Genomic DNA, 21,964 nt, shown 5'->3' on the forward strand with positions numbered 1-21,964 from the left:
ATGAGCTGCATGTAGCCCTTAAAGCGGTTTTTCCTGATCGCGCAAAAGCCCGGCCAGACTGGCAGCTTCCACCGGACGGCTGATCAGATACCCCTGCACTTCATCGCAACGTTCGGCGCGCAGAAATTCCAGCTGATCCTGGCGCTCGACGCCTTCGGCCACCACCTTCAGCGACAGCCCATGCGCCATGGCAATGATCGCGCGGGTAATCGCCGCATCTTCACTGCCCTCACCCAACCCGCGAATGAATGCCTGATCGATCTTCACGTAATCCACCGGAATGCGCTTGAGGTAACTCAGCGATGAATAGCCGGTGCCGAAGTCGTCGATGGCCAGTTTCACCCCTAGATCACGCAGTTGCTGGAACGTCGCGATGATGTGTTCGACGCTGTCGAGCAACTGGCTTTCGGTCAGCTCCAGTTCGAGGTAGTGCGGCGCCAGCCCGGTTTCCTCCAGCACTTGCCGCACCAGACTGACCAGCTTGCCCTGCCGCAATTGATGCACCGAAAGGTTCACCGAAACGCGGATCGGCTCCAACCCCTGGCGCTGCCACTCGCAGGCCTGCCAGCACGCCTGACGCAGGACGAATTCGCCGATCGGCCCGATCAAACCGGTTTCCTCCGCCAGCCCGATGAAATCCCCCGGCGGCACCCGGCCCATGGTCGGATGATCCCAGCGCACCAGCGCTTCCGCCGCATTCAAGCGTCCGGTTTCCAGGCACAACTTGGGCTGATAGAACACTTTCAGCTGCTTGTCTTCGATGGCTTTGCGTAACTGGTTTTCCAGCTGCAAGCGCTCAAGGGTGCTGGCCTGCAGGCTTTCGGTGTAGAACTGGAAGTTATTGCCGCCGAGGTGCTTGGCATGCTGCATGGCCATGTTCGACTGGCTGACCAGCGCAGAAATCTCCCGCGCATTGTCCGGCAACATGCTGATGCCCATCGACGCGCTGACCACCAGTTCATGGCCTTCCACGGTCAGCGGCAAGCGCAGTTTGGTCGACAAGCGCGTGGCCACCCGGGCCAGACTCGACAGATTGCCGTAGGCATCGAACAGCACGGCGAACTCGTCGCCGGACAACCGCGCGATGGTGTCCGCTTCCGGCAAGGCGTTGACCAGACGGCGCGCCATTTTCTGCAGCAACTGGTCGGCAATCTCATGGCCGAGGCTGTCGTTGAGCAGCTTGAAGCGATCCAGATTGATGTGCAGCAACGCCAGACTGCGTCGACCCTGACGCGAACGCTGATGCGCTTCGTGCAAGCGTTCGCGGAACAGTGAGCGGTTGGCCAGACCGGTCAGTTCGTCGTAATGGGTCAGGTAACGCATGCGCTCTTCGGATTCACGCCGCGCCGAAAGATCGGCGAAGAAACCGACGATATGACTGACATTTCCCCGACCATCACGCACCGTATTGAGTTGCAGCCACTGCGGATACAGTTCGCCGTTCTTGCGCGTTTCCACCAGTTCGCCCTGCCAACTGCCGTGCTGCTCCAGTGCATGACGGATCGCCACGTAATGACGGCGGGCGTCGCGGCTGCACGGCAACTCGACAACGTTGCGCCCGAGCATGTCCTCGATGTCGTAACCGGTGACCCGGCTGAACGCCTGATTGATCGCGATCAGCGCGTAGTTTGGGTCGAGAATCACGATGCCTTCACTGGCCGCTTCGAACACCGTCGCCGCCAGGCGCTGCTGTTCTTCGAGGCTTTTGCTGGCGCTGATGTCGCGACGGGTGCCGACCATGCGGATTACCCGCCCGCTGTCGCTGCGCTCTACCGCGCGGCCCCGGTCCTCGATCCAAACCCAATGACCATCGCTGTGACGCACGCGGTATTCGATCTGGTAGTCCTCGGTGCGGCCCTTCAAATGCTCGATCAACGCGTATTTCAGCGTCGGCACATCGTCGGGATGTAGGCGAGGCTTGAGGTCGCGCAGGAGCGCCGTGACGTATTCCGGAGCGAGGCCGAACAGTTCCTGAATCTGCGTGTGGTGGACTTCGTCGGTTTGCAAATTCCAGTCCCACAGCCCCAACTCACTGGCTTTCAACGCCAGCGCCAGCCGCGCTTCGCTTTTGCTCAAGGCCTGATTGGCCGCGTCCAGCTCACGGCTGCGCTGGGCAACGCGGTCTTCGAGTTCGACCTGAGCTTCACGCAGCTTGCTCTCGGCACAGCGCCGGTGGTCGATTTCCTTGGCCAACTCCTGATTGAGCTGCTTGCTGCGCGACTGCGTCTGCTGCAGGTGTTCGATCAAGTGCTGATTCTGGAAGCGCCGCAGCAAGCCGCGATCGATCAGGCGATTGACCTGCCACGCCACCACGCTCAGCGAGCCGAGCAGGATCAACCCGAGCCAGCCCCAGCCGCGCGCCTGCTCATCACCGCCCCAGAACAGATAACCGATCGCTGGCAACAGACAGGGCAAGGTAAAGGAAAGAAACGCCGGCAGGCTCACCGCGTAAGCGACACTGGCCGACAAGGTTGCGGCGCCGATCAGGCCGAACACCCAGGCCTGCTGCATGAAGTTGTCGGCGGGCACCAGGGCGATGCCGGCGCCAGCCAAAGTCAGACCGGTCATGGTCGAGCCAAGCAGAAACATCCGCCGCCAGACCGGTTGCGCCTGCCGATCCGGGATGGCCGAGTCGAACGCGGCGACCTGAATCACCCGCAACGCCACCAGTGACAACAACCACACCAGCCAGACGCTTACCACAAAGTAACGCTGCGGGCTCCAGAGCAAAGCGGCGCAGACCAGACCATTGATCAACATGAATAGCGTGGGCAACAACGAGCCCTGATACAGCAGACGCGTGCGCTCGACCGCCATTTCGACGGCATAGTGCTTGCGGATAACCCGGGGTTCCACGGAGGGGCCCGACAGTTCAGAGCTGAGGGTCATGGGCAACGTTCTTGTTCTTATAAGGAGGGCGTGCGCCCGAAACGTGGACGGAGCATACACAAGCAGCTCCGGTTGCCAAACTGCTCCAGATCACAATTTCAGCGAAACTTTTCCGCCCTTTGCCACCCGCGAAACCCTTGGAGCGCGGCGGGCCGATGCCTGTAGCCAGTGACCGACCGGTCGTCATCGGCAGGAGTTTCATCGGCTAATGCAAAGCTCGGTTTGCCCGGGCCTGCGGCGCACCCTAGAATGCCCCGATGCGCGATGATCTCTCCCTTCTGCTGAATTCCCTCAACGATGCCCAACGCCAGGCCGTAGCAGCCCCTGTTGGCCGTCAGTTGGTCCTGGCCGGCGCCGGTTCCGGTAAAACCCGAGTGCTGGTGCACCGTATCGCCTGGTTGATCCAGGTCGAAAACGCCTCGCCCCACTCCATTCTGTCGGTGACCTTCACCAACAAGGCCGCTGCCGAGATGCGTCACCGCATCGAGCAGTTGCTGGGCATCAACCCGGCGGGCATGTGGGTCGGCACCTTCCACGGCCTGGCGCACCGCTTGTTGCGGGCGCACTGGCAGGAAGCCGGACTGAGCCAGACTTTCCAGATTCTCGACAGCGACGACCAGCAACGGCTGGTCAAGCGGGTGATCCGCGAACTGGGCCTGGACGAGCAACGCTGGCCAGCCCGTCAGGCACAATGGTTCATCAACGGCCAAAAAGACGAAGGCCTGCGCCCGCAACACATTCAGGCCAGCGGCGATTTGTACCTGGCGACCATGCGCGGCATTTACGAAGCCTACGAGGCAGCGTGCCAGCGTGCCGGGGTTATCGATTTCTCCGAACTGCTGCTGCGCGCCCTCGACCTGTGGCGCGATCATCCGGGACTGTTGGCGCACTACCAGAAGCGCTTCCGCCATATTCTGGTAGATGAATTCCAGGACACCAACGCCGTGCAGTACGCCTGGCTGCGCCTGCTCGGCAAGGGCGGCGACAGCCTGATGGTGGTCGGCGACGACGACCAGTCGATTTACGGCTGGCGCGGCGCGAAGATCGAAAACATTCATCAGTACTCCTCCGACTTCGCGGATTCGGTGACCATTCGTCTGGAGCAGAACTACCGCTCCACCGCCGGCATCCTCAAGGCCGCCAACGCGCTGATTGCCAACAACACCGGCCGCCTCGGTAAAGAGCTGTGGACCGACGGCGGCGACGGCGAAGCAATCAATCTGTACGCCGCGTTCAACGAACACGATGAAGCACGCTACGTTGTCGAAACCATCGAAAGCGCGCTGAAAACCGGCTTGGCCCGCAGCGATATCGCGATTTTGTACCGCTCCAACGCCCAATCGCGCGTTCTCGAAGAAGCTTTGCTGCGCGAGCGCATTCCGTACCGTATCTACGGTGGTCAGCGCTTCTTCGAGCGCGCGGAAATCAAGAACGCCATGGCGTATCTGCGCTTGCTCGAAGGTCGCGGCAACGATGCGGCGCTGGAACGGGTGATCAACGTGCCCGCCCGTGGCATCGGCGAAAAAACCGTCGAAGCCATCCGTGATCACGCGCGCCACAGCGATGTGTCGATGTGGGAAGCGATGCGCCAACTGGTCGCCAACAAAGGCCTGACCGGTCGCGCCGCCGGTGCGTTGGGTGCGTTTATCGAACTGATCGAGAATCTCGCCGCCAAGTGCATGGAAATGCCGCTGCACCTGATGACGCAAACCGTCATCGAGCAATCCGGCCTGATCGCTTATCACGAAGCGGAAAAAGGCGAAAAAGGCCAGGCACGGGTAGAAAACCTTGAAGAACTGGTCAGCGCCGCGCGCAACTTCGAGAACACCGAAGAAGACGAAGAACTGACGCCACTGGCGGCATTCCTCGGCCATGCTTCGCTGGAGGCCGGTGACACCCAGGCCGACGAACACGAAGACAGCATTCAGCTGATGACGCTGCACAGCGCCAAAGGCCTGGAATTCCCGTACGTGTTCCTCGTGGGCATGGAAGAAGGCCTGTTCCCGCACAAGATGAGCCTGGAAGAACCCGGGCGCCTTGAAGAAGAGCGGCGTCTGGCCTACGTCGGCATCACCCGGGCGATGCAGAATCTGGTCATGACCTATGCTGAAACCCGACGCCTATACGGCAGCGAGACCTACAACAAGGTCTCGCGTTTCGTACGTGAAGTGCCGAAAGGTCTGATTCAGGAAGTGCGTTTGTCGAACAGTGTCAGCCGTCCATTCGGCGGTAATCAGTCGATGAGCGGCAGCAACCTTTTCAGCGGCAGCGAGATTCCGGAAACGGGTTTCAGCCTCGGTCAGGCGGTACGGCATTCGATTTTTGGTGACGGTGTAATCCTCAACTTCGAAGGTGCCGGCGCGCAGGCACGGGTGCAGGTGAACTTCAGCGAAGGCAGCAAGTGGCTGATGCTCGGTTACGCCAAGCTGGAAGCGATCTGAGGCCGATTTCGCTTTTGTGTGGGAGCGAGCCTGCTCGCGAATGAAATCACCGCAGTTGATCTGATAGACCGCGGTGCGGCGTTCGCGAGCAGGCTCGCTCCCACAGGGTTTGGCGGTGGATAATCGAACAAGGACATTTCCATGGGCTCAGGCTTCTTTTCTTCCTGGACATTCTGGGCCCTGCTCTCGGCCACTTTCGCCGCATTGACGGCGATCTTCGGCAAAGTCGGCATCGAAAACGTCAATTCCGACTTCGCCACTCTGCTGCGTACGATCGTGGTACTGGTCAGCCTGGCCTTGATTTTGTACGCAACGGGCCAATATCAGTCATTGGGATCGATCTCCGCCAAGAGCTACCTGTTCCTGCTGTTGTCCGGTCTGGGCACGGGCGCATCGTGGCTGTGCTACTTCCGCGCGTTGAAAGTCGGCCCGGCCTCACTGGTCGCTCCGGTGGACAAACTCAGCGTGGTACTGGTGGCGGTGCTCGGCGTGATCCTGCTGGGTGAGAAACTCGACCTGCGCCAATGGGGCGGCATCGGCCTGATCACTGCCGGTGTAGTGATGCTGGCGTTTCGTCGCTAAGCGCGCTTTCTCACTGAACCTGTCCCGATTTCCTACAGCCAAAAGTACATGGCCTTATTGCCCCGACCGAGCTGAACGTAACCTGTCAGGCAAAAGCCCGAAACACTCTCTCGCTAGCCAGTAACACTTCAGCTGTGCAACATGGCGCGCGTGTCTCCACAAACGGGAATTCCCTTTATGAAACGTTTTCTTAGCATCGCCATGGCGTTGTGCATCGGCCTGACGATGAGCCTCGACGCCAACGCCAAGCGCTTTGGTGGTGGCAAAAGCGCCGGCGCTGCGCCGACGCACCAGACCAGCCAGATGGCTCCTTCTTCTCCAGGTGTCGGCGGCGCTGCTGCGACCGCAGGTGCTGCCGGTGCCGCAGGCGCTGCTGCCAAGGCCGGCGGTGCTTCGAAATGGCTCGGCCCTCTGGCCGGTATCGCCGCCGGTGGCCTGCTCGCGTCCATGTTCATGGGCGGCGGCTTCCAGGGCATGCAGATCTTCGACATCCTGATAATGGCCGTGATCGCGTTCGTGATCTTCCGCTTCATCGCCGCACGTCGACGCAAGCAACAGGAGCAGTTCGCTCCCGCCGGCGCGCCGATGCAGCGTGAAGTGTTCGAGCAGAAGCCTGCTGCCATGGGTTCGATCTTCGGTGGTTCGGCTGCACCTGCTGCCGCCCGTCCGGTGATCAACGCGCCGGCGTGGTTCAACGAGCAGAGCTTCCTTGAAGCTGCACGCAGCCACTTCCAGTCGCTGCAGCAGCACTGGGATGCCAACGAAATGGACAAGATCGCCGAGTTCGTGACCCCGCAAATGCTCGAGTTCCTCAAGCGTGAGCGTGCGGATCTGGGCGACGCGTTCCAGTCGACCTACATCGACAACCTCCAGGTGCAACTGGATGGCGTCGATGACCGTGCCGACAAGACCATCGCCACCCTGACTTTCAACGGTGTGTCGAAGTCCTCGCGCTTCGACCAGGGCGAAGTGTTCAGCGAAAGCTGGAACATGGAACGTCCGCAGGGCGAGAACCAGCCTTGGCTGGTTGCCGGTATCCGCCAGAACGGCTGATCACTTCCAGGCGTCACCTGCCGTAATAAAAAACCCCAGCCTCGGCTGGGGTTTTCTATTTCGCGGTTGCATCTATAGCGAGCTACTGTATAAACCGGCCCATATAAACCGCGCCATTCAAGCAAGAGGATCCCGGACGTGGAAGAAATCATCGAACAACTGCGTGAAGCCAACGAACCCGTGCCGGTTCCTTTGGAATTGCCTGACGAAGACCAACTGGTGGAAGTCGAAGAAGAGCTCTTCATCAACATCCCGTTTGTCTTCAAAGAGTTTTTGCTGACCGTCAGCGATGTGGTTTACGGCAGCCTCGAGCCGGTGACTGTCACCGACCCGCAATCGCACACCTATTTGCCGGATGTCGCGGCCAATGCGTGGGACATCGGCGTACCGCGTGACCTGATCCCGATCTGCCAGGACGGTGAGAACTACTACTGCGTCGAAGAAGACGGCACCGTGGTGCTGTGGTCCGGCGAAGAAGAGCTGATCACCGAAGAGTCCTGGGAATCGGTGTGGCACTGGGCGCGGGACGTCTGGCTGGAAAGCTGATCAGCCAGATACCCCCGGCGGTCAATGCCCCGACGACTCTTTATGGTTGTCGAGGGTTTCCAGCAGCGCCACCTGCATCCGCGTATGCACGCGGATGAACCAGCGCCAGAGCAACGCCGCCACGGCGGCCGCGACCACGGCGATCAGCACCAGCAACTTGTTGGTCGGCAGAATACTGGCCGACAAGGCTGCCAACAGCAGGAAAATCACCAGCAGCGAGAGAATCGGGATCACCTCGGAGATCACCCGCCGCACTCGCTGCGTGTGACGCCCGGCCATCTCTGGCTTGACACCCATCTCCGCCAGCAGCATCGACAACGCCTTGAGCTTGCGATAAGCGGCGATCAGGAACGGCAACGACAGCAGCAGCGCCCCGCCCCAGATCAACGCTTTCTGCCAGCTCGGATCGCTGATCCAGTCCTGTAGCCAAGCCGAGAGGCGCGCAGCGAAAAATGCCCCGCTAAAGAAGATCGCAATCACCAACGCCAGATTGACCCCGACCTGTAGCAGGATCTTGCGGATGATCGACGCCAGCATCGCGCCCTCGCCTTGCGGCTGGATGCTGCGCAGCCATTCACCGTACATGCCCAGTACACGGCCTACAGGCTTGGGCACCGCCGCCGACAGCTTGATCGACAGCGGATCAGCCGCGCGAATCAGATAAGGCGTCAGCAACGTCGTAATCACCGACACCGCCACAGCGACCGGATAAAGGAAGTTGCTGGTCACCTGCAGTGTCATGCCCAGTGCGGCGATGATGAAGGAAAATTCGCCAATCTGTGACAGACCCATTCCCACACGCAGCGAGGTGCGTCCGTCATTGCCGGCGATAAACGCCCCGAGGCCGCAGGACAACATCTTGCCGAGCACCACGGCTACGGTGATCACCGCAATCGGCCACGCGTATTGCAGCAGAATCAGCGGATCAAGCATCAGTCCGATGGCGACGAAGAAAATCGCACTGAACAGGTCGCGGACCGGTTCAATCAGGCGCTCGATCTTCAGCAATTGCCGCGACTCAGCCATGATCGCGCCGATCAGGAACGCGCCGAGCACCATGCTGTATTCGAGTTTGACCACCAGCAGACAGAAGCCGAAACACAGGCCGAGCACGGTGATCAACAGCATCTCGTTGCTTTCGAATTTTGCTACGTAAGCCAGCAGGCGCGGCACCAACAGAATGCCGATGACCAACGCGACAATCATGAACAACGACAGCTTGCCAACAGTGGAAAACACTTCGCCGGAGCTGACCGTACCGCTGACCGCGATGCTGGATAGCAGCGCAATGATGCCGATGCCAAGGATGTCTTCAACAATCAGCACACCGAAGATCAACTGAGCAAAGCGCTCGTTCTTCATCTTCAGGTCATTGAGCGCCTTGACGATGATGGTGGTCGAGGAAATCGCCAGAATCGCGCCTAGGAACAGCGAGTCCATGGTGTTCCAGTCAAACCATTGGCCGATCTCGTAGCCGATCCAGATCATCAGCACGATTTCGAGAAACGCCGCGATAAACGCCGTGGCGCCGACCTTGAACAGCTTGCGCAGGCTGAACTCCAGCCCGAGGCAGAACATCAGGAATATCACCCCGAGTTCAGCGAGGGTCTTGATGGTTTCTTCGTCGTGGATCAGGCCGAACGGCGGTGTGTGCGGACCGATGATGAAGCCAGCGACGATATAGCCAAGCACTACCGGCTGCTTGAAGCGGTGGAACAACACGGTCACCACACCTGCGACCAACATGATCACTGCCAGGTCCTGAATAAAACTGATGGCATGCATGGCGTGGGCTCCTTGGATGACGAGGCTCGCGAGCAGACGTCAGAAATGTCTGAGCGAGCTAGGTAAAAATCCGCTTTTCGTGTGGGAATTGCCCTTGAGGCGGGCTTTTGCAGGGTAACACCGCGACTTCCGCCTGAAAGGCGGTGCAATATATGGAAACAGATCGATTCCGGCGTGACGGCGGCCAGTCGCCCGGCGTCCCGATAACGGTGCTTTTGAAAAGTGACCAGGCACCCGCAGAGGTGCTTCCAGAAATCAGCCTTGATCCGTGAGAACGTTATGGAACCCGGAAACGCCCAGCTGTCGATGACGGTACTGATGACCCCCGACATGGCCAACTTCTCAGGCAATGTCCACGGCGGCACCCTGCTCAAATACCTCGACGAAGTGGCCTACGCCTGCGCGAGCCGTTATGCCGGCCGCTACGTGGTAACGCTGTCGGTGGATCAGGTGATTTTCCGCGAGCCGATTCATGTCGGCGAACTGGTGACCTTCCTCGCCTCGGTCAACTACACTGGCAACACGTCGATGGAGGTCGGCATCAAAGTCGTCACCGAAAACATTCGCGAGCGTTCGGTGCGCCACACCAACAGCTGCTTCTTCACCATGGTTGCGGTGGATGACCAGCGCAAGCCGGCCGCAGTGCCGCCGCTGCAACCGCAGAACAGTGAAGACAAGCGTCGCTACATGCAGGCGCAGCAGCGTCGGCAGATTCGCCAGGAGCTGGAGAAGCGCTATCAGGAAATCAAGGGCGACGCCTGAGATTTATAGCGATCGGATGACCGCTTTCGCGAGCAAGCTCGCTCCCAAATTTGGTTTTGTGTACGCCACAGATCCAGTGTGGGAGCGAGCTTGCTCGCGAATGGGGGCAACGCGGTCTTACAGACTGATCGCCGTCGCCTCGAACTTCACCCGCGGATGCGCAATGCGATCCTGCGCCCGCACCAGTTGCAGCTCATAGCTGGCGCAGGCTTGAGTTTCCAACAGCACCTCATGCACCGCCGCCGCCGTGAATTCAAACGCCGCCACCAGGCTATCGCCCAACAACACCCGCGCCAGAAACAGGCCAGACGTCAGATCGCCCACGCCCACTGGCTGACGCGGAAACGCCAGCAGCGGACGGCGCAGATGCCAGCTGCCTTCAGCCGTCACCAACAACATCTCGAAGCCATCGGCCGGTTTGCCCGGATAGTCCAGATGCTTGACCAGTACTGCTTTCGGCCCACGCGCCAGCAAGGCCCGCGCCATTGCCAGGCAATCGAACAGCGACTGTGGCTTACGCCCGGAGAAGCTGTCCAGCTCCAACTGGTTCGGACACATGATGTCCGCCACGGCTGCTGCTTCCTCCAAGAGGAAATCGCTGACTTCGGTCGGCACGCTGCAACCCTTCTCCGGATGGCCCATCACCGGATCACACAGATACAGCGCTTTCGGGTTGACCGATTTGATGCGCTCGACGCCGCTGAGGATCGCTCGACCCTGCGCCGCGCTGCCAAGGTATCCGGACAGCACCGCATCGCAGTTGCCCAGCTCGCCAATCGCTGCGATACCTTCAACCAGCTCGGGAATCTGCTGCGGCGCCAGCACTTCGCCAGCCCATTGGCCGTACTGGGTGTGGTTGGAAAACTGCACGGTGTTGAGCGGCCAGACATTGACCCCAACCCGCTGCATCGGAAAAACCGCGGCGCTGTTGCCGGCGTGGCCGAACACCACGTGGGACTGAATGGCGAGCAGATGAGGCGTACGTTTCATTCGGGTCATTCCGTAAAACGATTGAAATTCAAGCCGCGCAGTATGCGACGAAACGCAGCCTGTACGACAGACCGGCGACGCAGTTAAGCTGACGCTATCTTTTGGAGTTCGATGTTGATGCTGACCCTGGAAAACATCTTCGTGCTGATACTGTTCGCCGCTGCCGGCGCCTGGCTATGGCACAACCACGGCTTGCGCGAGCGGGCGCTGGAGCGGGTCAAGCAGCATTGCCTGAACGTGCGGGTCGAGTTGCTTGACGGCAACGTCGCCCTGAAGAAAATCGGCTTCATCAAGGATGCCAACGGTCGCCGACGATTGGCGCGGGTGTACAACTTTGAATTCACTGTGACCGGCGAAACCCGGCATAACGGCACGATCACCCAGTTTGGCGCGCACAGTGCGCAAATCGAGCTGGCGCCCTACCCGGCACCGTTCGACGACACACCACCGGTGGTTGAAGTACACAAGCCGCGCGCCGAAGTCATCGAGTTAAGCCAGTGGCGCCAGGAACATACAAAGTGGAAGCCTTGAGCTGATTCACTGAATCCGGCATTGCGCCAAACCCTTCTGTAACTCAGCGATATTGTGCGGGTCGACGAAGATCAGCTCGATTCGTGAATCTTTCCGCCATTCGCTAGCCTGCCAAATCAACTCTCCGTTATCCAAGGCATTCGCAGATACCCAGCCCTCCGAGCTGTGGATAACCAGTTTCGCCCGCTGCCAATTGAGGCTGGCTAGCCAGTCAGCCATGCGCCGCTTGTCGAACGTCTGCCCCGGATGCCAACGCCAACCAATGCTCCAGCCCCCCTCCTGCGCCTGACTCAGGCAAATCGGCAGCGCCGGATCCGTCCAGACGGACGGCATTTGTCCTAATCCCTTGGGTACGGCCAGGTTATCCACACCGTTGAGCGCTTTTGCGGCCAGGCCCGGCAGTTCGCTCAGGCTTAATAGCGCCTCTCGAGTCCAAACCAACGGCACTGCCGGCAACTGGCTAGCGATTTTTTCCCTGGCCCTGTCATCAAGGTTTTCAGCCTTGTTCAACAACAGCAGACCAGCGGTTTCCAAGGCTTCCTGTTGCGCTGCCGGCAAGGCTTTCCCCGCTTCAAGCGCCTGAGCATCCAGCACCAGCACACACGGCTGCACCGCCAGCACACCCCGCCACGGCGCCTCATTCAACTGTTTAATCAACTGCGCCGGATGCCCCAGCCCGGAGGGTTCGATGAATAGCCGATCCGGCCTCGCCTTGCGCAACAACCGCCCAAGACCAATCTGAAAAGGCGCGCCATTGACGCAACACAGGCAGCCCCCGGCTACCTCGCCCAGTGCGATACCATCGGCGTCACTCGTCAGCAGTGCGGCATCGAGGCCGATCTGGCCGAACTCGTTGATCAGCACCGCCCAACGCTCACCTTCCGGCCGTTGGGCCATCAGTTGACGAATCAGGCTGGTCTTGCCAGCGCCCAAAGGGCCAGCAATGACATGGGTAGGAATGTTCTGCAACATGGCGGGAAGCTTTCTTGGGAGATGCAAAGATGCGTTGGATGGGATGGTCGTTGCTGTTGACGCTGCTGTCGAGCGAAGCGTGGGCTCAGGCCTGCGTGGTGCACAGTCAGGGCGAGCGGCTTGACGTCAAAGTCTGTCAGCAGAACCGCAATATTCCTGAAAAACTGTTCAACGACGGCTTCTGCCAGCCAACCCTTGCCGGACAAAAAGTCGAGGTGCAATACGTCGATCAATGCCCGAGCGGCGCGTTTGGCGTGTGCAGCAACGCGCAAGTCGCCAATATGCCTTATCGCCAGGATATCCACTATTACGGCGTCGCCACGGATGCCGCGTATCTGAAACCGTACTGCGAAGGCCAGAGCCAGGGTTCTTGGCTCAAGCCTTGAGGCGTCAACCGAGCCAGTCGAGGGTCATTATCAGACGACGCTCACCTGCGGCCGGCTGCGGCGAGCGGTGAATCAGGCCGAAGCCTTCATTGCCACGCGATTTCTCGCCTTTCAGTAAGGCGACGTCGCCGCAATTGAGTTGCTGTATTTGCGCTTGGGGCTCGGCGTTGGCCTGCCCCAATTGACTGCGATCCATCGCGCCTTCCTTGAGCCATTGGCTGCCGACGCCGGCGTAGGTCGTGATCAGCCGCACCGGCACATGATCAACGTGAAAGCGCGGGCACATGGCTTTATCCAGCACCCGCAGGCGCAGGCCGATACGCCGCGCACCGAGCAAGCAGGCGAAGGCGCTGACTAACCATTTCAGGTCGGCGATAAAGCCTTCGTAGCCCTCCATATCGCGGAAGCCCAGAGCCAGACCGGCAAGATCAGGCTCCGCGTCCTCATCCGGCAACTCCAGACACAGTGACTCCGCCAAAGGCTCGTTGAGCGACAGCAGCAAGTGAGCGAATTCGCTGATGTGCAACGGTAGTTGGCGTTGCCAGACGGCAAGGTTGGTGTCGTCTTCGAGAATTCGCGTCAGCGCTTTCGGTGTCGGGCCTTGATGCTGGTGGCGCGTGCGGTTTTGCAGCAATTCAAGCGCGAGCATCAGGCGGCCTCTTCGTGCCAAGGGCCGAACGGATCCGGCAACAATCGCCAGCCTTCGACACCGAGTGCCATTTCATCATCGGTAAGCAGGCAGGCATCGAGTTCGGCAGAGAGCTGCAGGAAATCGATGTTCTGCCCGATGAACACCAGTTCCTGGCGGCAGTCTCCTACGCTCGGCGTCCAGTTTTCCATGATGGCGGCGGTGCTTTCCTTCTCTTGTGGCCACTGCTTCTTTGGCACGAAACGCCACCAGTGCCCGGCAAAACCATGGCGCATCAAACCACCGGCCTGCGACCAACTACCCGCGTCAGTGGGTTTGCTCGCGAGCCAGAAGAAGCCTTTGGAGCGCAGCAACTTACCGTTCAGCCAAGGACGGTCGATAAAGCTGAAGAAGCGTTGCGGGTGAAAGGGCCGGCGGGCGCGATAGGCTGTGGAGGCAATGCCGTACTCATCGGTTTCCGGCACGTGCTCACCGCGTAACTCCTGCAGCCAACCGGGGGCCTGCGCGGCTTTTTCGAAATCGAAACGTCCGGTATTGAGGACTTTTTCCAACGGTACCTCACCCATCACCATCGGGATGATTTCCGCTTGGGCATTGAGACGCTGGAGGATCGCGATCAACTCCTCACGCTCGCGCTGGCTGATCAAGTCGATCTTGCTGATCAACAACACGTCGGCGAACTCGATTTGTTCGATCAACAGATCGGTGATGGAGCGTTCGTCTTCTTCGCCAAGGATCTCGCCACGGGAGGCGAGGCTTTCCGCCGCTTGGTAGTCCGGCAGAAAATTCACCCCGTCGACTACAGTGACCATGGTGTCGAGCCGGGCGATGTCGGAGAGGCTTTGGCCGTATTCATCGCGGAAGGTAAACGTCTCTGCCACGGGCAATGGCTCGGAAATCCCGGTGGATTCGATCAGCAGATAATCGAAGCGATCTTCACGGGCCAGCTTGCTTACCTCTTCCAGCAGATCTTCGCGTAACGTACAGCAGATACAGCCGTTACTCATTTCGACTATTTTTTCTTCTGCACGATTCAGGCTGACATCACGCTGGACTTCGCTGCCATCAATATTGATCTCGCTCATATCATTGACGATAACAGCTACGCGCAAACCCTCTCGGTTACGTAGTACGTAATTCAAAAGTGTACTTTTTCCAGCACCGAGAAATCCTGAAAGTACGGTGACAGGCAACTCTGCTGACATTGGATAATCCTCTTCAGAAGGCAGCCAATTGGCGCTTTTGCTGCGCGTGGCGTTTTCGCGCCTCCCACGGTGAATCACGTAGAAAACAAACGCTTTGAAATTGGCCTGCCCAGGCTTAATTCGAATCAATGTTATAGTATAACAATAAGAAGACACCAGCCTTCTCTTGTCCTGATCGACAAAGAGCAGGAAGCTGTGCCAATCCCGAGCCCGGAACTCACCATGAAAAATGCGCTGAAATGCTCAATGTTGAGCCTTGGGTTATTGCTGGCCGGCAACGCCTGCGCTCAATTGCCAGCGCTCGCCAGCTGTACGCGGAGCGCCAATCTGCTGGCGTGCGTGGACGCCGACGGCAACGCTTATAGCGTCAACACCGTCGGCAACACCCTTTATCTGCGGGGTTTTGAAAAGAACGGCCGGCGTTATTGGGCGCAGACCAACAGTCGTTTCGGCCAATTGACGTTCTTCACCGGGATCGCCTCTGATGGCGAAGCCTGGGTTGGCTACACTCGACGTGTCGGCTGGACGACCATCAATCGCTTCTCCAGCTCGGGCGGCGGCAGTGCTAAATTCACCTGCAGCCGCATTACTGGCTGCTAAACCGGCGTGTTTTGTTGGGCTTTCTGCCAGGCAAGATAACTGTCGACAGGCGGGTTCTTTTCAAAGTAACGCTTTAAACCGTCAAACAAGCCGTTGGCCACAGCCTGCTGGTGTCGCGCCGTGACCAGTCGCCGACTGTCGCGTGCATTGGAAATGAAGCCGGTCTCCACCAGAATCGAAGGTACATCTGGCGATTTCAGGACTGCGAATCCTGCCTGTTCCACCCGCTTCTGATGGAGTGTGGTGATGCCGGCCAGACTCCCCAGAACCGCGCCTCCCAATTGCAGACTGGCGGCGATCGTAGCGTTCATCGACATATCGAGAATCACCCCGGCCAGCATCGGATCTTTATCTTTCAGATTGAGCAGGCTGGCGCCGAGCAGATCTGCACCGTTCTCCCGCTGCGCCATGAATCGTGCCGTTGCCGACGTTGCACCGCCCTCCGACAGACAATAGACCGATGCCCCGGAAGCGGTCAGACGCGGAGCCGCGTCGGCGTGCACTGAGATAAACATGTCAGCCTTGTGCTGGCGCGCGATCTCCACGCGCTTGCGCAATGGAACGAAAAAATCGTCATTGCGCACCAGTTTCACATCGAAGCCTTTCTCTTTTTTCAGGCGTTTGGCGAGCAACTGCGCAATGGAAAGCACCACATCCTTTTCTCGTTCCCCCTTGGCGCCGACTGCGCCGGGATCCTTTCCGCCATGACCTGGGTCGACGACAACAATGATGTCTCGTCTTGGATGTGCCTTCAGCGCAGGTGTTTCACGTGGAACCATTGGCGTATTTGTCGCGGACTTGGCGCGAACCAAATCGAGAACCAAGCGATGACCCTGGCCGTTCTGCGGCGCCAAAAGGAAGCTGTTCAGCAGCGTTGGGCTGCTCAGATCCAGGACAATCCGCGTATCACCGTGGCCAAAAGGCCCGGAGCGAATCGAACGAATCACTGTACCGTTCAGCGCCAGTTGGCTGAAATCTGCGCCAACGCTCGCACCGGACACATCAATGATCAGCCGCTCCGGAGCGCTGAGGGTGAAGGTTTTGTAGCGCACCGGCCCACTCAAATCAAAGACCAATCGCAGTTTCTCATCAGAACGCCATAGCCGCGCGTTGCGAATCTGCGTGGCCGAAGCACTGAAAGGAAGGGCGAAGGCCGTGCTGGCCAGAATCAGATTGAGCAGATGGCGTCTGTGCATATGAAAGCCTGTTCATGAAAAAGGCGTCGTGATTTGTATTGTTATAATGTAACATTGATTTCAATCAACACGACGGTTCCGAACATGAATTCGCTGACACTTCCGGATATCGCTGCGCAATCCGCTCGCCAAGCCTTGCCCCTCGAATGGGTGGGCATGCATGGCATCGCGTTACCTGTTTTATTGGAAGGCCAACGCTTGAGCGCGAAGGCAGATGCGGGAGTGAGTCTGGATGACGGCGAGGCTCGCGGGATTCACATGTCGCGGCTTTATCTGGCGCTGGAATCGCTAGAACAACAGAGCCTTAGCCCTGCTCTGCTGTACCAAGTGCTGAAACGTTTTCTTGATAGCCACGAAGGTTTATCCAACTGTGCCTTCCTGAATATCCACACCGATTTACTGCTGAAGCGCCCTGCGTTGATCAGTCCATTGGCCGGTTGGAAATCCTATCCAGCGACCATTTCAGCCAGCATGAAAAACAAGATGTTCCACGTGGAACTCAAGATCGAAGTGCCTTACTCGTCGACTTGCCCTTGTTCAGCTGCCTTGGCTCGACAGTTGATCCAGCAACAATTCGTCGACGACTTCGCCAATAAGGCCCTTCAGCATGCAGAGGTTCTAGCCTGGCTCGGCTCGACCCAAGGCATCATCGCCACCCCTCACAGTCAACGCAGCACCGCACAACTTCATCTGCACCTCGACGAGTTCATCGATGAATTACCGCTGAGCGTGATCATCAATGACGCCGAAGCGGCCCTCGGCACCGCCGTACAAACAGCGGTCAAACGCGCCGATGAACAAGCCTTCGCCCTCGCCAATGGACAGAACCTGATGTTCTGCGAAGACGCCGCACGCCGGCTGAATCTCGCACTTCGCCGCACACCCGGCGTTAACCAGTTCCACCTGCGCGTGATCCACGCCGAAAGCCTACACGCCCACGACGCTGTCGCCGAAAGCCACTGGCAGCGTGAGCAAGCATGATCCGCTGCCAATCCCTGAGCTGGGGCGCTCCCGGTCAACCGCTGACCACGCCCCTGAATCTTGAGCTGGAAAGCGGCAGCCTCACAGCAATCATCGGTGCCAACGGCTGCGGCAAAAGCAGTCTTTTGAAAGTCATCGCTGGGCTGCAAAAACCCTTGGCAGGCAAAGTTAGCCTGAGTGTTCCACGTCAAAGCGGCTTGTCTTTCCTGCCCCAACAACAGCACCTCGACCGCCAATTCCCCATTAGCCTAGAAGAGTTGATCGCCGCCGGTTTCTGGGGACGCCGACTCTCAACCCGATTGCGCGCACAACGCATGAAAGACGCACTGGAAAACTGGCACCTGAGCGGACTCGAACACCGCCCGCTCATGGCCCTCTCCGGCGGCGAATTACAGCGCGCCCTGCTCGCTCGTTTGAGCCTGACCGACGCCCCGGTTCTGCTCCTCGACGAACCCCATGCCGCCCTCGATGAACTCGGTCAACAATTGCTCTGGCAGCACATCCATGCCTGGCATAACCAAGGCCGAACAATCGTCGTGGTCTGCCATGACCTCGCCGCCGTACGCCAACACATCCCGCAAACCTTGCTGATCAAAAACCGTGAATGCGTGTTCGGCGCCAGCGTCGAACTGATCCAGCAAACCCCTCACACGCAGGTGGCCTGATGCTCGCCGTCGCCCACTTCTGGCAACCGTTCAACGAGTTCGTGTTCATGCGCCGCGCCCTCCTTGGCGGACTGGTCTTGGCGTGCAGCACGGCACCACTCGGCGTGTTTTTGATCCTGCGACGAATGAGCCTGATCGGTGACGCCGTCGCCCACGGCATCCTCCCCGGCGCCGCACTGGGATTCTGGTTCGCTGGCCTGAGCCTTCCCGCCCTCACACTCGGCGGCCTCGGCGCCGGTCTGAGCATGGCCGGTCTCGCCGCCTGGATCACTCGCCGCACCGGTCTGCGCGAAGACGCCAGTCTCGCCGCGATCTACCCGATCTCCCTCGCCAGTGGCGTGCTGATTCTCGGCATCGCCGGCAAACGACTCGATCTCCTTCATCTGCTGTTCGGCTCGGCACTGGCCGTCGACGGTCCGACCCTCAACGGCATGTTGTGGGTCTCGGGATTCAGCCTTCTCGCGATGGCACTGATCTACAAACCTCTGCTGCTCGACACCCTCGACCCAATGTTCCTGAGAACCGTCAGCCGCCTCGGCCCACTCGCCCATGGCGTCTTTCTGACCCTCGTGGTGCTGAATCTGGTAATCGGTTTCCAGGCCATCGGCGCGCTGATGGTGGTCGGACTGATGATGCTCCCCGCCGCCGCCTCACGATTCTGGAGCCGCCGTCTGCCGATACTGATTGCCATCGCAGCCGTCATCGGTTGCCTCTCGGTGTGGTTCGGCTTGTTGCTCTCGTTCTACTACTCGTTGCCCAGCGGCCCGGCCATCGTGCTGGTAGCAGGCCTTGGCTATCTGTTGTCCGTGGTGTTCGGGCCGGTACACGGTCTGTTGCGCCGCCCACCGTTGCTCACATCCCAATGAGGTGTTTCCCGATGCGCGCTCTACTCGTGCTGTTCAGCCTGATGTTGTCGATGTCATTGTCGGCCGCGGAAAAACTGCCCGTGGTCACCAGCTTCAGCATTCTCGCCGACATGGTCCATCAGGTCGGCGGCGAGCATATCCAGATCACCAACATGGTCGGCCCGGATGCCGATGCGCACACCTACGAGCCGACGCCGGACGATGCCAAAGCGCTGCTCAGCGCGAAACTGATCATCAAGAACGGCCTCGGTTTCGAACCGTGGCTGGATAGAATGGTGACCAGCACCGAGACCAAGGCCACGGTCATCAGTGCCAGCCATGGCGTGATTCCACGCTCACTGGATGAAGATGGCCAAACCGTTCCCGACCCGCATGCCTGGCACAATCTGGCGAACGCCGAGTTGTACGTCGCCAACATCACCAAGGCGCTGATCTCTGCCGACCCGGCGAACAAGGCTGACTACGAACGCAACAGCCAAGCCTATCTGAAGCAGATTTACGCGCTGCTCGCCGAAGCCAAAAGCAAACTCGGTTCGCTGCCGCCGGGCAATCGCAAGATCGTCACCAGCCATGATGCCTTCGGTTATCTCGGTCAGGCGTACGGCATCGACTTCATGGCGCCACAGGGTTTGTCCACTGAACGTGAACCCTCCGCCGCCGAAGTCGCAGCACTGATCACGCAGATTCGTCAGGCCAAAGTCAAAGCGGTATTCATGGAAAACATCAAGGACGCCCGCCTGCTCAAACAGATCGCCGACGAAAGCGGCGCGCACATTGGTGGCACGCTCTACTCCGACGCACTCGCCGCCAGCGGCCCCGCCAGCACCTTCACCGGTCTGTTCGAATACAACCTCAACACCCTCTACAACGCGCTGAGCCGACCATGATCCGCAAGAATCCTTCAGGTGATTTACCACAGATCGCCGAGTCGGCCTACGTCGATAAAACCGCGATCATCTGCGGCAAGGTGGTGATCGGCGAGAACGTCTTCGTCGGCCCCTATGCGGTGATCCGCGCCGACGAAGTGGACGCCTCAGGCGAAATGGAGCCGATCATCATCGGCGCCAATTCGAATATCCAGGACGGCGTGGTGATCCACTCCAAATCCGGTGCAGCGGTGACCATCGGCGAGTTCAGCTCCATCGCCCACCGCTCGATCGTCCACGGCCCCTGCGTCGTTGGCGACCGCGTGTTCATCGGCTTCAACAGCGTGTTGTTCAACTGTGTGGTCGGCAATGGTTGCGTAGTTCGACACAACTCAGTGGTCGACGGCCGGGATCTGCCGGACGCCTTCTATGTACCCTCCACTACTCGCATTGGCCCGAGTACAGATCTGTCGTTGTTCCCTCCTGTGAGTGTCAGCGCTTCGGAGTTTTCCGAGGACGTGGCGCGCACCAACGTCGATCTGGTGCGCGGCTACAAAGCCTTGCAGAACGAGTTCTGAAACCATGAGCAGCGTGCTGATTCGTAACGCCAGGCTGGTCAACGAAGGACGCGAGTTCGACGGCGATCTGTTGGTCAGCAACGGACGCATCGTCAAGATTGCACGCAGCATCGAAGGTGAAAGCGCCACGATAGAAATCGACGCCAACGGCCAATGGTTACTGCCGGGGATGATCGATGACCAAGTGCATTTCCGCGAACCGGGTGCGCCGGCCAAGGGCAGCATCCACACAGAGTCACGCGCAGCGGTGGCCGGTGGCATCACCAGCTTCATGGACATGCCCAACACAAATCCGGCCACCCTCACCCTCGAAGCCCTGGCGGATAAAAAGCGCCGGGCGGCGATCAACTCGGTGGCTAACTACGGCTTTCACTTTGGCGTGAGCCGGGACAATCTAGATACGGTTGCCGCACTCAATCCGTGTGAAGTGGCCGGCGTCAAAGTGTTCATGGGCGCCTCGACCGGCAACATGCTGGTCGATGATCCGCGCATCCTTGAGCGACTGTTCGCCGAGGTGCCGACCATCCTGTTGGCGCACTGCGAACACACGCCGAGCATCGACGCCAACGCGGCCAATCTGCGTGAGTTGTTCGGCGATCGTATTCCGGCCGCCGCTCACCCACTCATCCGTAATGCCGAGGCGTGTTATCGATCCTCATCGCTCGCGGTGGAACTGGCTAAAAATCACGGTACGCGCCTGCATGTTTTGCACCTGACCACGGCGCGTGAACTGGCATTGTTCGAAGACAAACCGCTGGCGCAGAAACGCATCACCGCTGAGGTGTGTCTGCATCATTTGTTGTTCGATGATCGCGACTATTCAAAGCTCGGCAACCTGATCAAATGCAACCCGGCGATCAAGACTCAGAGCGACCGCGATACTTTGCGTGAAGCGTTGAACAGCAATCGGCTCGACGTTATTGGTAGCGATCACGCGCCGCATACCTGGGAAGAAAAGCAGCAGCCTTATGCTCAGGCGCCTTCGGGGTTGCCACTGGTGCAGCATGCGTTGCCGGCGCTGATGGAGCTGGTGGCAGATGGGGTTTTGCCGATCACAACCTTGGTGGCGAAGACCAGCCATCGCGTCGCGGATCTGTTTGCGATTCCGGATCGTGGTTATTTGCGTGAGGGGTATTGGGCGGATCTGGTGCTGGTTGAGGCGCAGACGCTGGAGGTCGATCGGCAACCGATTCTGTCGCAGTGCGGATGGACGCCGTTTGCCGGGCGCAGCTTTCGGCATCGGGTGAACGCGACGATGGTGTCGGGGCAGATTGCTTGGAGAGGTGGTCGGGTGAATGAAGGATGTCGCGGGTTGGCGCTGAGGTTTATGCGCTGAGCTTGAGGACGATTTCGCGAGCAAGTCGAATCGTCGCACCGTCGCTCCCACAATTGGAACGCATTTCAATGTGGGAGCGAGCCTG

Annotated in this window: 21 protein-coding genes; 14 read left to right on the forward strand and 7 right to left on the reverse strand. The window is 59.3% G+C overall.

All coding sequences use genetic code 11. From position 1 onward, the window contains the following. Window positions 1-18 precede the first annotated feature (18 nt). A complete protein-coding gene (locus GTU76_RS03530) occupies window positions 19-2,889 on the reverse strand; it encodes a putative bifunctional diguanylate cyclase/phosphodiesterase (protein WP_180698078.1) in 2,871 nt (956 codons plus the stop codon). A gap of 257 nt (window positions 2,890-3,146) precedes the next feature. On the opposite strand from GTU76_RS03530, the gene uvrD reads away from it, so the two are divergent. The 4 genes from uvrD to GTU76_RS03550 all read left to right on the forward strand — a co-directional run bounded on the left by uvrD (window position 3,147) and on the right by GTU76_RS03550 (window position 7,511). Beyond that, window positions 3,147-5,330 (forward strand): DNA helicase II, encoded by a 2,184-nt coding sequence (gene uvrD, locus GTU76_RS03535; RefSeq protein ID WP_007912069.1) that lies wholly within the window; start codon window positions 3,147-3,149, stop codon window positions 5,328-5,330. Between the two features lie 141 nt (window positions 5,331-5,471). Then, entirely contained in the window at window positions 5,472-5,912 is a 441-nt protein-coding gene (locus tag GTU76_RS03540; RefSeq protein WP_180698079.1) for an EamA family transporter, read from the forward strand. Between the two features lie 177 nt (window positions 5,913-6,089). Continuing rightward, complete coding sequence (locus GTU76_RS03545) at window positions 6,090-6,965, forward strand: Tim44 domain-containing protein (protein ID WP_064389632.1); 876 nt, start codon at window positions 6,090-6,092, stop codon at window positions 6,963-6,965. A 138-nt stretch (window positions 6,966-7,103) separates the two neighbouring features. After that, on the forward strand, window positions 7,104-7,511 hold the full coding sequence (locus tag GTU76_RS03550) for an SMI1/KNR4 family protein (RefSeq protein ID WP_008078852.1): 408 nt from the start codon (window positions 7,104-7,106) through the stop codon (window positions 7,509-7,511). A gap of 21 nt (window positions 7,512-7,532) precedes the next feature. On the opposite strand, the gene GTU76_RS03555 is transcribed toward GTU76_RS03550, so the two are convergent. Next, the gene (locus tag GTU76_RS03555; protein WP_180698080.1) at window positions 7,533-9,296 is read right to left on the reverse strand and encodes a cation:proton antiporter; all 1,764 of its coding nucleotides are present in this window, start codon (window positions 9,294-9,296) and stop codon (window positions 7,533-7,535) included. Between the two features lie 279 nt (window positions 9,297-9,575). On the opposite strand from GTU76_RS03555, the gene GTU76_RS03560 reads away from it, so the two are divergent. Beyond that, a complete protein-coding gene (locus GTU76_RS03560) occupies window positions 9,576-10,058 on the forward strand; it encodes an acyl-CoA thioesterase (protein WP_003229693.1) in 483 nt (160 codons plus the stop codon). 117 nt (window positions 10,059-10,175) lie between these two features. Here GTU76_RS03560 and pdxY read toward each other — a convergent pair whose 3' ends face one another. Next, window positions 10,176-11,048 (reverse strand): pyridoxal kinase PdxY, encoded by an 873-nt coding sequence (pdxY, locus tag GTU76_RS03565; RefSeq protein ID WP_007912061.1) that lies wholly within the window; start codon window positions 11,046-11,048, stop codon window positions 10,176-10,178. Between the two features lie 117 nt (window positions 11,049-11,165). Here pdxY and GTU76_RS03570 point away from each other — a divergent pair, with 117 nt between their 5' ends. Beyond that, on the forward strand, window positions 11,166-11,579 hold the full coding sequence (locus GTU76_RS03570) for a DUF3301 domain-containing protein (protein ID WP_026000521.1): 414 nt from the start codon (window positions 11,166-11,168) through the stop codon (window positions 11,577-11,579). Window positions 11,580-11,585: 6 nt separating this feature from the next. Here the strand turns inward: GTU76_RS03570 and GTU76_RS03575 are convergent, their stop codons facing one another. After that, the gene (locus GTU76_RS03575; protein ID WP_175552718.1) at window positions 11,586-12,551 is read right to left on the reverse strand and encodes a CobW family GTP-binding protein; all 966 of its coding nucleotides are present in this window, start codon (window positions 12,549-12,551) and stop codon (window positions 11,586-11,588) included. Window positions 12,552-12,580: 29 nt separating this feature from the next. Here GTU76_RS03575 and GTU76_RS03580 point away from each other — a divergent pair, with 29 nt between their 5' ends. Beyond that, a complete protein-coding gene (locus GTU76_RS03580) occupies window positions 12,581-12,937 on the forward strand; it encodes a hypothetical protein (protein ID WP_016984020.1) in 357 nt (118 codons plus the stop codon). Window positions 12,938-12,941: 4 nt separating this feature from the next. Here the strand turns inward: GTU76_RS03580 and GTU76_RS03585 are convergent, their stop codons facing one another. Together GTU76_RS03585 and zigA are read right to left on the reverse strand one after the other, a co-directional pair. After that, a complete protein-coding gene (locus GTU76_RS03585) occupies window positions 12,942-13,586 on the reverse strand; it encodes a DUF1826 domain-containing protein (protein WP_180698081.1) in 645 nt (214 codons plus the stop codon). Further along, a complete protein-coding gene (gene zigA, locus GTU76_RS03590; protein WP_180698082.1) occupies window positions 13,586-14,791 on the reverse strand; it encodes a zinc metallochaperone GTPase ZigA in 1,206 nt (401 codons plus the stop codon). The genes GTU76_RS03585 and zigA overlap by 1 nt, the downstream gene beginning before the upstream one ends. A 222-nt stretch (window positions 14,792-15,013) precedes the next feature. Here zigA and GTU76_RS03595 point away from each other — a divergent pair, with 222 nt between their 5' ends. Then, window positions 15,014-15,391 (forward strand): glutamine synthetase, encoded by a 378-nt coding sequence (locus tag GTU76_RS03595; protein WP_175552720.1) that lies wholly within the window; start codon window positions 15,014-15,016, stop codon window positions 15,389-15,391. Here GTU76_RS03595 and GTU76_RS03600 read toward each other — a convergent pair. After that, window positions 15,388-16,587 carry an N-acetylmuramoyl-L-alanine amidase gene (locus GTU76_RS03600; RefSeq protein WP_180698083.1) on the reverse strand — a complete coding sequence of 400 codons (1,200 nt, stop codon included), beginning with the start codon at window positions 16,585-16,587 and terminating at the stop codon, window positions 15,388-15,390. The two genes, GTU76_RS03595 and GTU76_RS03600, sit on opposite strands and share 4 nt — an antisense overlap. Before the next feature lie 84 nt (window positions 16,588-16,671). Here GTU76_RS03600 and folE2 point away from each other — a divergent pair, with 84 nt between their 5' ends. Genes folE2 through GTU76_RS03630 form a run of 6 tightly spaced genes read left to right on the forward strand, consistent with a single transcriptional unit; the run spans window position 16,672 to window position 21,879 of the window. Then, window positions 16,672-17,568, forward strand: a complete 897-nt coding sequence (gene folE2 / locus GTU76_RS03605; protein ID WP_016984025.1) for a GTP cyclohydrolase FolE2 — start codon at window positions 16,672-16,674, stop codon at window positions 17,566-17,568. Continuing rightward, on the forward strand, window positions 17,565-18,233 hold the full coding sequence (locus tag GTU76_RS03610) for a metal ABC transporter ATP-binding protein (RefSeq protein ID WP_016984026.1): 669 nt from the start codon (window positions 17,565-17,567) through the stop codon (window positions 18,231-18,233). Before folE2 ends, GTU76_RS03610 begins: the two co-directional genes overlap by 4 nt. Continuing rightward, entirely contained in the window at window positions 18,233-19,099 is an 867-nt protein-coding gene (locus GTU76_RS03615) for a metal ABC transporter permease (protein ID WP_180698084.1), read from the forward strand. Before GTU76_RS03610 ends, GTU76_RS03615 begins: the two co-directional genes overlap by 1 nt. Before the next feature lie 11 nt (window positions 19,100-19,110). Beyond that, on the forward strand, window positions 19,111-19,986 hold the full coding sequence (locus tag GTU76_RS03620; protein ID WP_175552723.1) for a metal ABC transporter substrate-binding protein: 876 nt from the start codon (window positions 19,111-19,113) through the stop codon (window positions 19,984-19,986). After that, window positions 19,983-20,543: a gamma carbonic anhydrase family protein gene (locus GTU76_RS03625; RefSeq protein WP_016984029.1), complete on the forward strand. Its 561-nt coding sequence runs from the start codon at window positions 19,983-19,985 to the stop codon at window positions 20,541-20,543. The genes GTU76_RS03620 and GTU76_RS03625 overlap by 4 nt, the downstream gene beginning before the upstream one ends. Before the next feature lie 4 nt (window positions 20,544-20,547). Beyond that, window positions 20,548-21,879, forward strand: a complete 1,332-nt coding sequence (locus tag GTU76_RS03630; protein ID WP_180698085.1) for a dihydroorotase — start codon at window positions 20,548-20,550, stop codon at window positions 21,877-21,879. Window positions 21,880-21,964 lie beyond the last annotated feature (85 nt).

The sequence above is a fragment of the Pseudomonas crudilactis genome (assembly GCF_013433315.1).
GTDB lineage: Bacteria > Pseudomonadota > Gammaproteobacteria > Pseudomonadales > Pseudomonadaceae > Aquipseudomonas > Aquipseudomonas crudilactis.

Excerpts from the sequence above, each read along its gene's own strand:
- GTU76_RS03530 (WP_180698078.1), bottom strand. The coding sequence starts at position 2,889 with ATGACCCTCAGCTCTGAACTGTCGGGCCCCTCCGTGGAACCCCGGGTT.
- uvrD (WP_007912069.1), top strand. The coding sequence starts at position 3,147 with ATGCGCGATGATCTCTCCCTTCTGCTGAATTCCCTCAACGATGCCCAA.
- GTU76_RS03540 (WP_180698079.1), top strand. The coding sequence starts at position 5,472 with ATGGGCTCAGGCTTCTTTTCTTCCTGGACATTCTGGGCCCTGCTCTCG.
- GTU76_RS03545 (WP_064389632.1), top strand. The coding sequence starts at position 6,090 with ATGAAACGTTTTCTTAGCATCGCCATGGCGTTGTGCATCGGCCTGACG.
- GTU76_RS03555 (WP_180698080.1), bottom strand. The coding sequence starts at position 9,296 with ATGCATGCCATCAGTTTTATTCAGGACCTGGCAGTGATCATGTTGGTC.
- GTU76_RS03560 (WP_003229693.1), top strand. The coding sequence starts at position 9,576 with ATGGAACCCGGAAACGCCCAGCTGTCGATGACGGTACTGATGACCCCC.
- pdxY (WP_007912061.1), bottom strand. The coding sequence starts at position 11,048 with ATGAAACGTACGCCTCATCTGCTCGCCATTCAGTCCCACGTGGTGTTC.
- GTU76_RS03570 (WP_026000521.1), top strand. The coding sequence starts at position 11,166 with ATGCTGACCCTGGAAAACATCTTCGTGCTGATACTGTTCGCCGCTGCC.
- GTU76_RS03575 (WP_175552718.1), bottom strand. The coding sequence starts at position 12,551 with ATGTTGCAGAACATTCCTACCCATGTCATTGCTGGCCCTTTGGGCGCT.
- GTU76_RS03580 (WP_016984020.1), top strand. The coding sequence starts at position 12,581 with ATGCGTTGGATGGGATGGTCGTTGCTGTTGACGCTGCTGTCGAGCGAA.
- GTU76_RS03585 (WP_180698081.1), bottom strand. The coding sequence starts at position 13,586 with ATGCTCGCGCTTGAATTGCTGCAAAACCGCACGCGCCACCAGCATCAA.
- zigA (WP_180698082.1), bottom strand. The coding sequence starts at position 14,791 with ATGTCAGCAGAGTTGCCTGTCACCGTACTTTCAGGATTTCTCGGTGCT.
- GTU76_RS03595 (WP_175552720.1), top strand. The coding sequence starts at position 15,014 with ATGAAAAATGCGCTGAAATGCTCAATGTTGAGCCTTGGGTTATTGCTG.
- GTU76_RS03600 (WP_180698083.1), bottom strand. The coding sequence starts at position 16,587 with ATGCACAGACGCCATCTGCTCAATCTGATTCTGGCCAGCACGGCCTTC.
- folE2 (WP_016984025.1), top strand. The coding sequence starts at position 16,672 with ATGAATTCGCTGACACTTCCGGATATCGCTGCGCAATCCGCTCGCCAA.
- GTU76_RS03610 (WP_016984026.1), top strand. The coding sequence starts at position 17,565 with ATGATCCGCTGCCAATCCCTGAGCTGGGGCGCTCCCGGTCAACCGCTG.
- GTU76_RS03615 (WP_180698084.1), top strand. The coding sequence starts at position 18,233 with ATGCTCGCCGTCGCCCACTTCTGGCAACCGTTCAACGAGTTCGTGTTC.
- GTU76_RS03620 (WP_175552723.1), top strand. The coding sequence starts at position 19,111 with ATGCGCGCTCTACTCGTGCTGTTCAGCCTGATGTTGTCGATGTCATTG.
- GTU76_RS03625 (WP_016984029.1), top strand. The coding sequence starts at position 19,983 with ATGATCCGCAAGAATCCTTCAGGTGATTTACCACAGATCGCCGAGTCG.
- GTU76_RS03630 (WP_180698085.1), top strand. The coding sequence starts at position 20,548 with ATGAGCAGCGTGCTGATTCGTAACGCCAGGCTGGTCAACGAAGGACGC.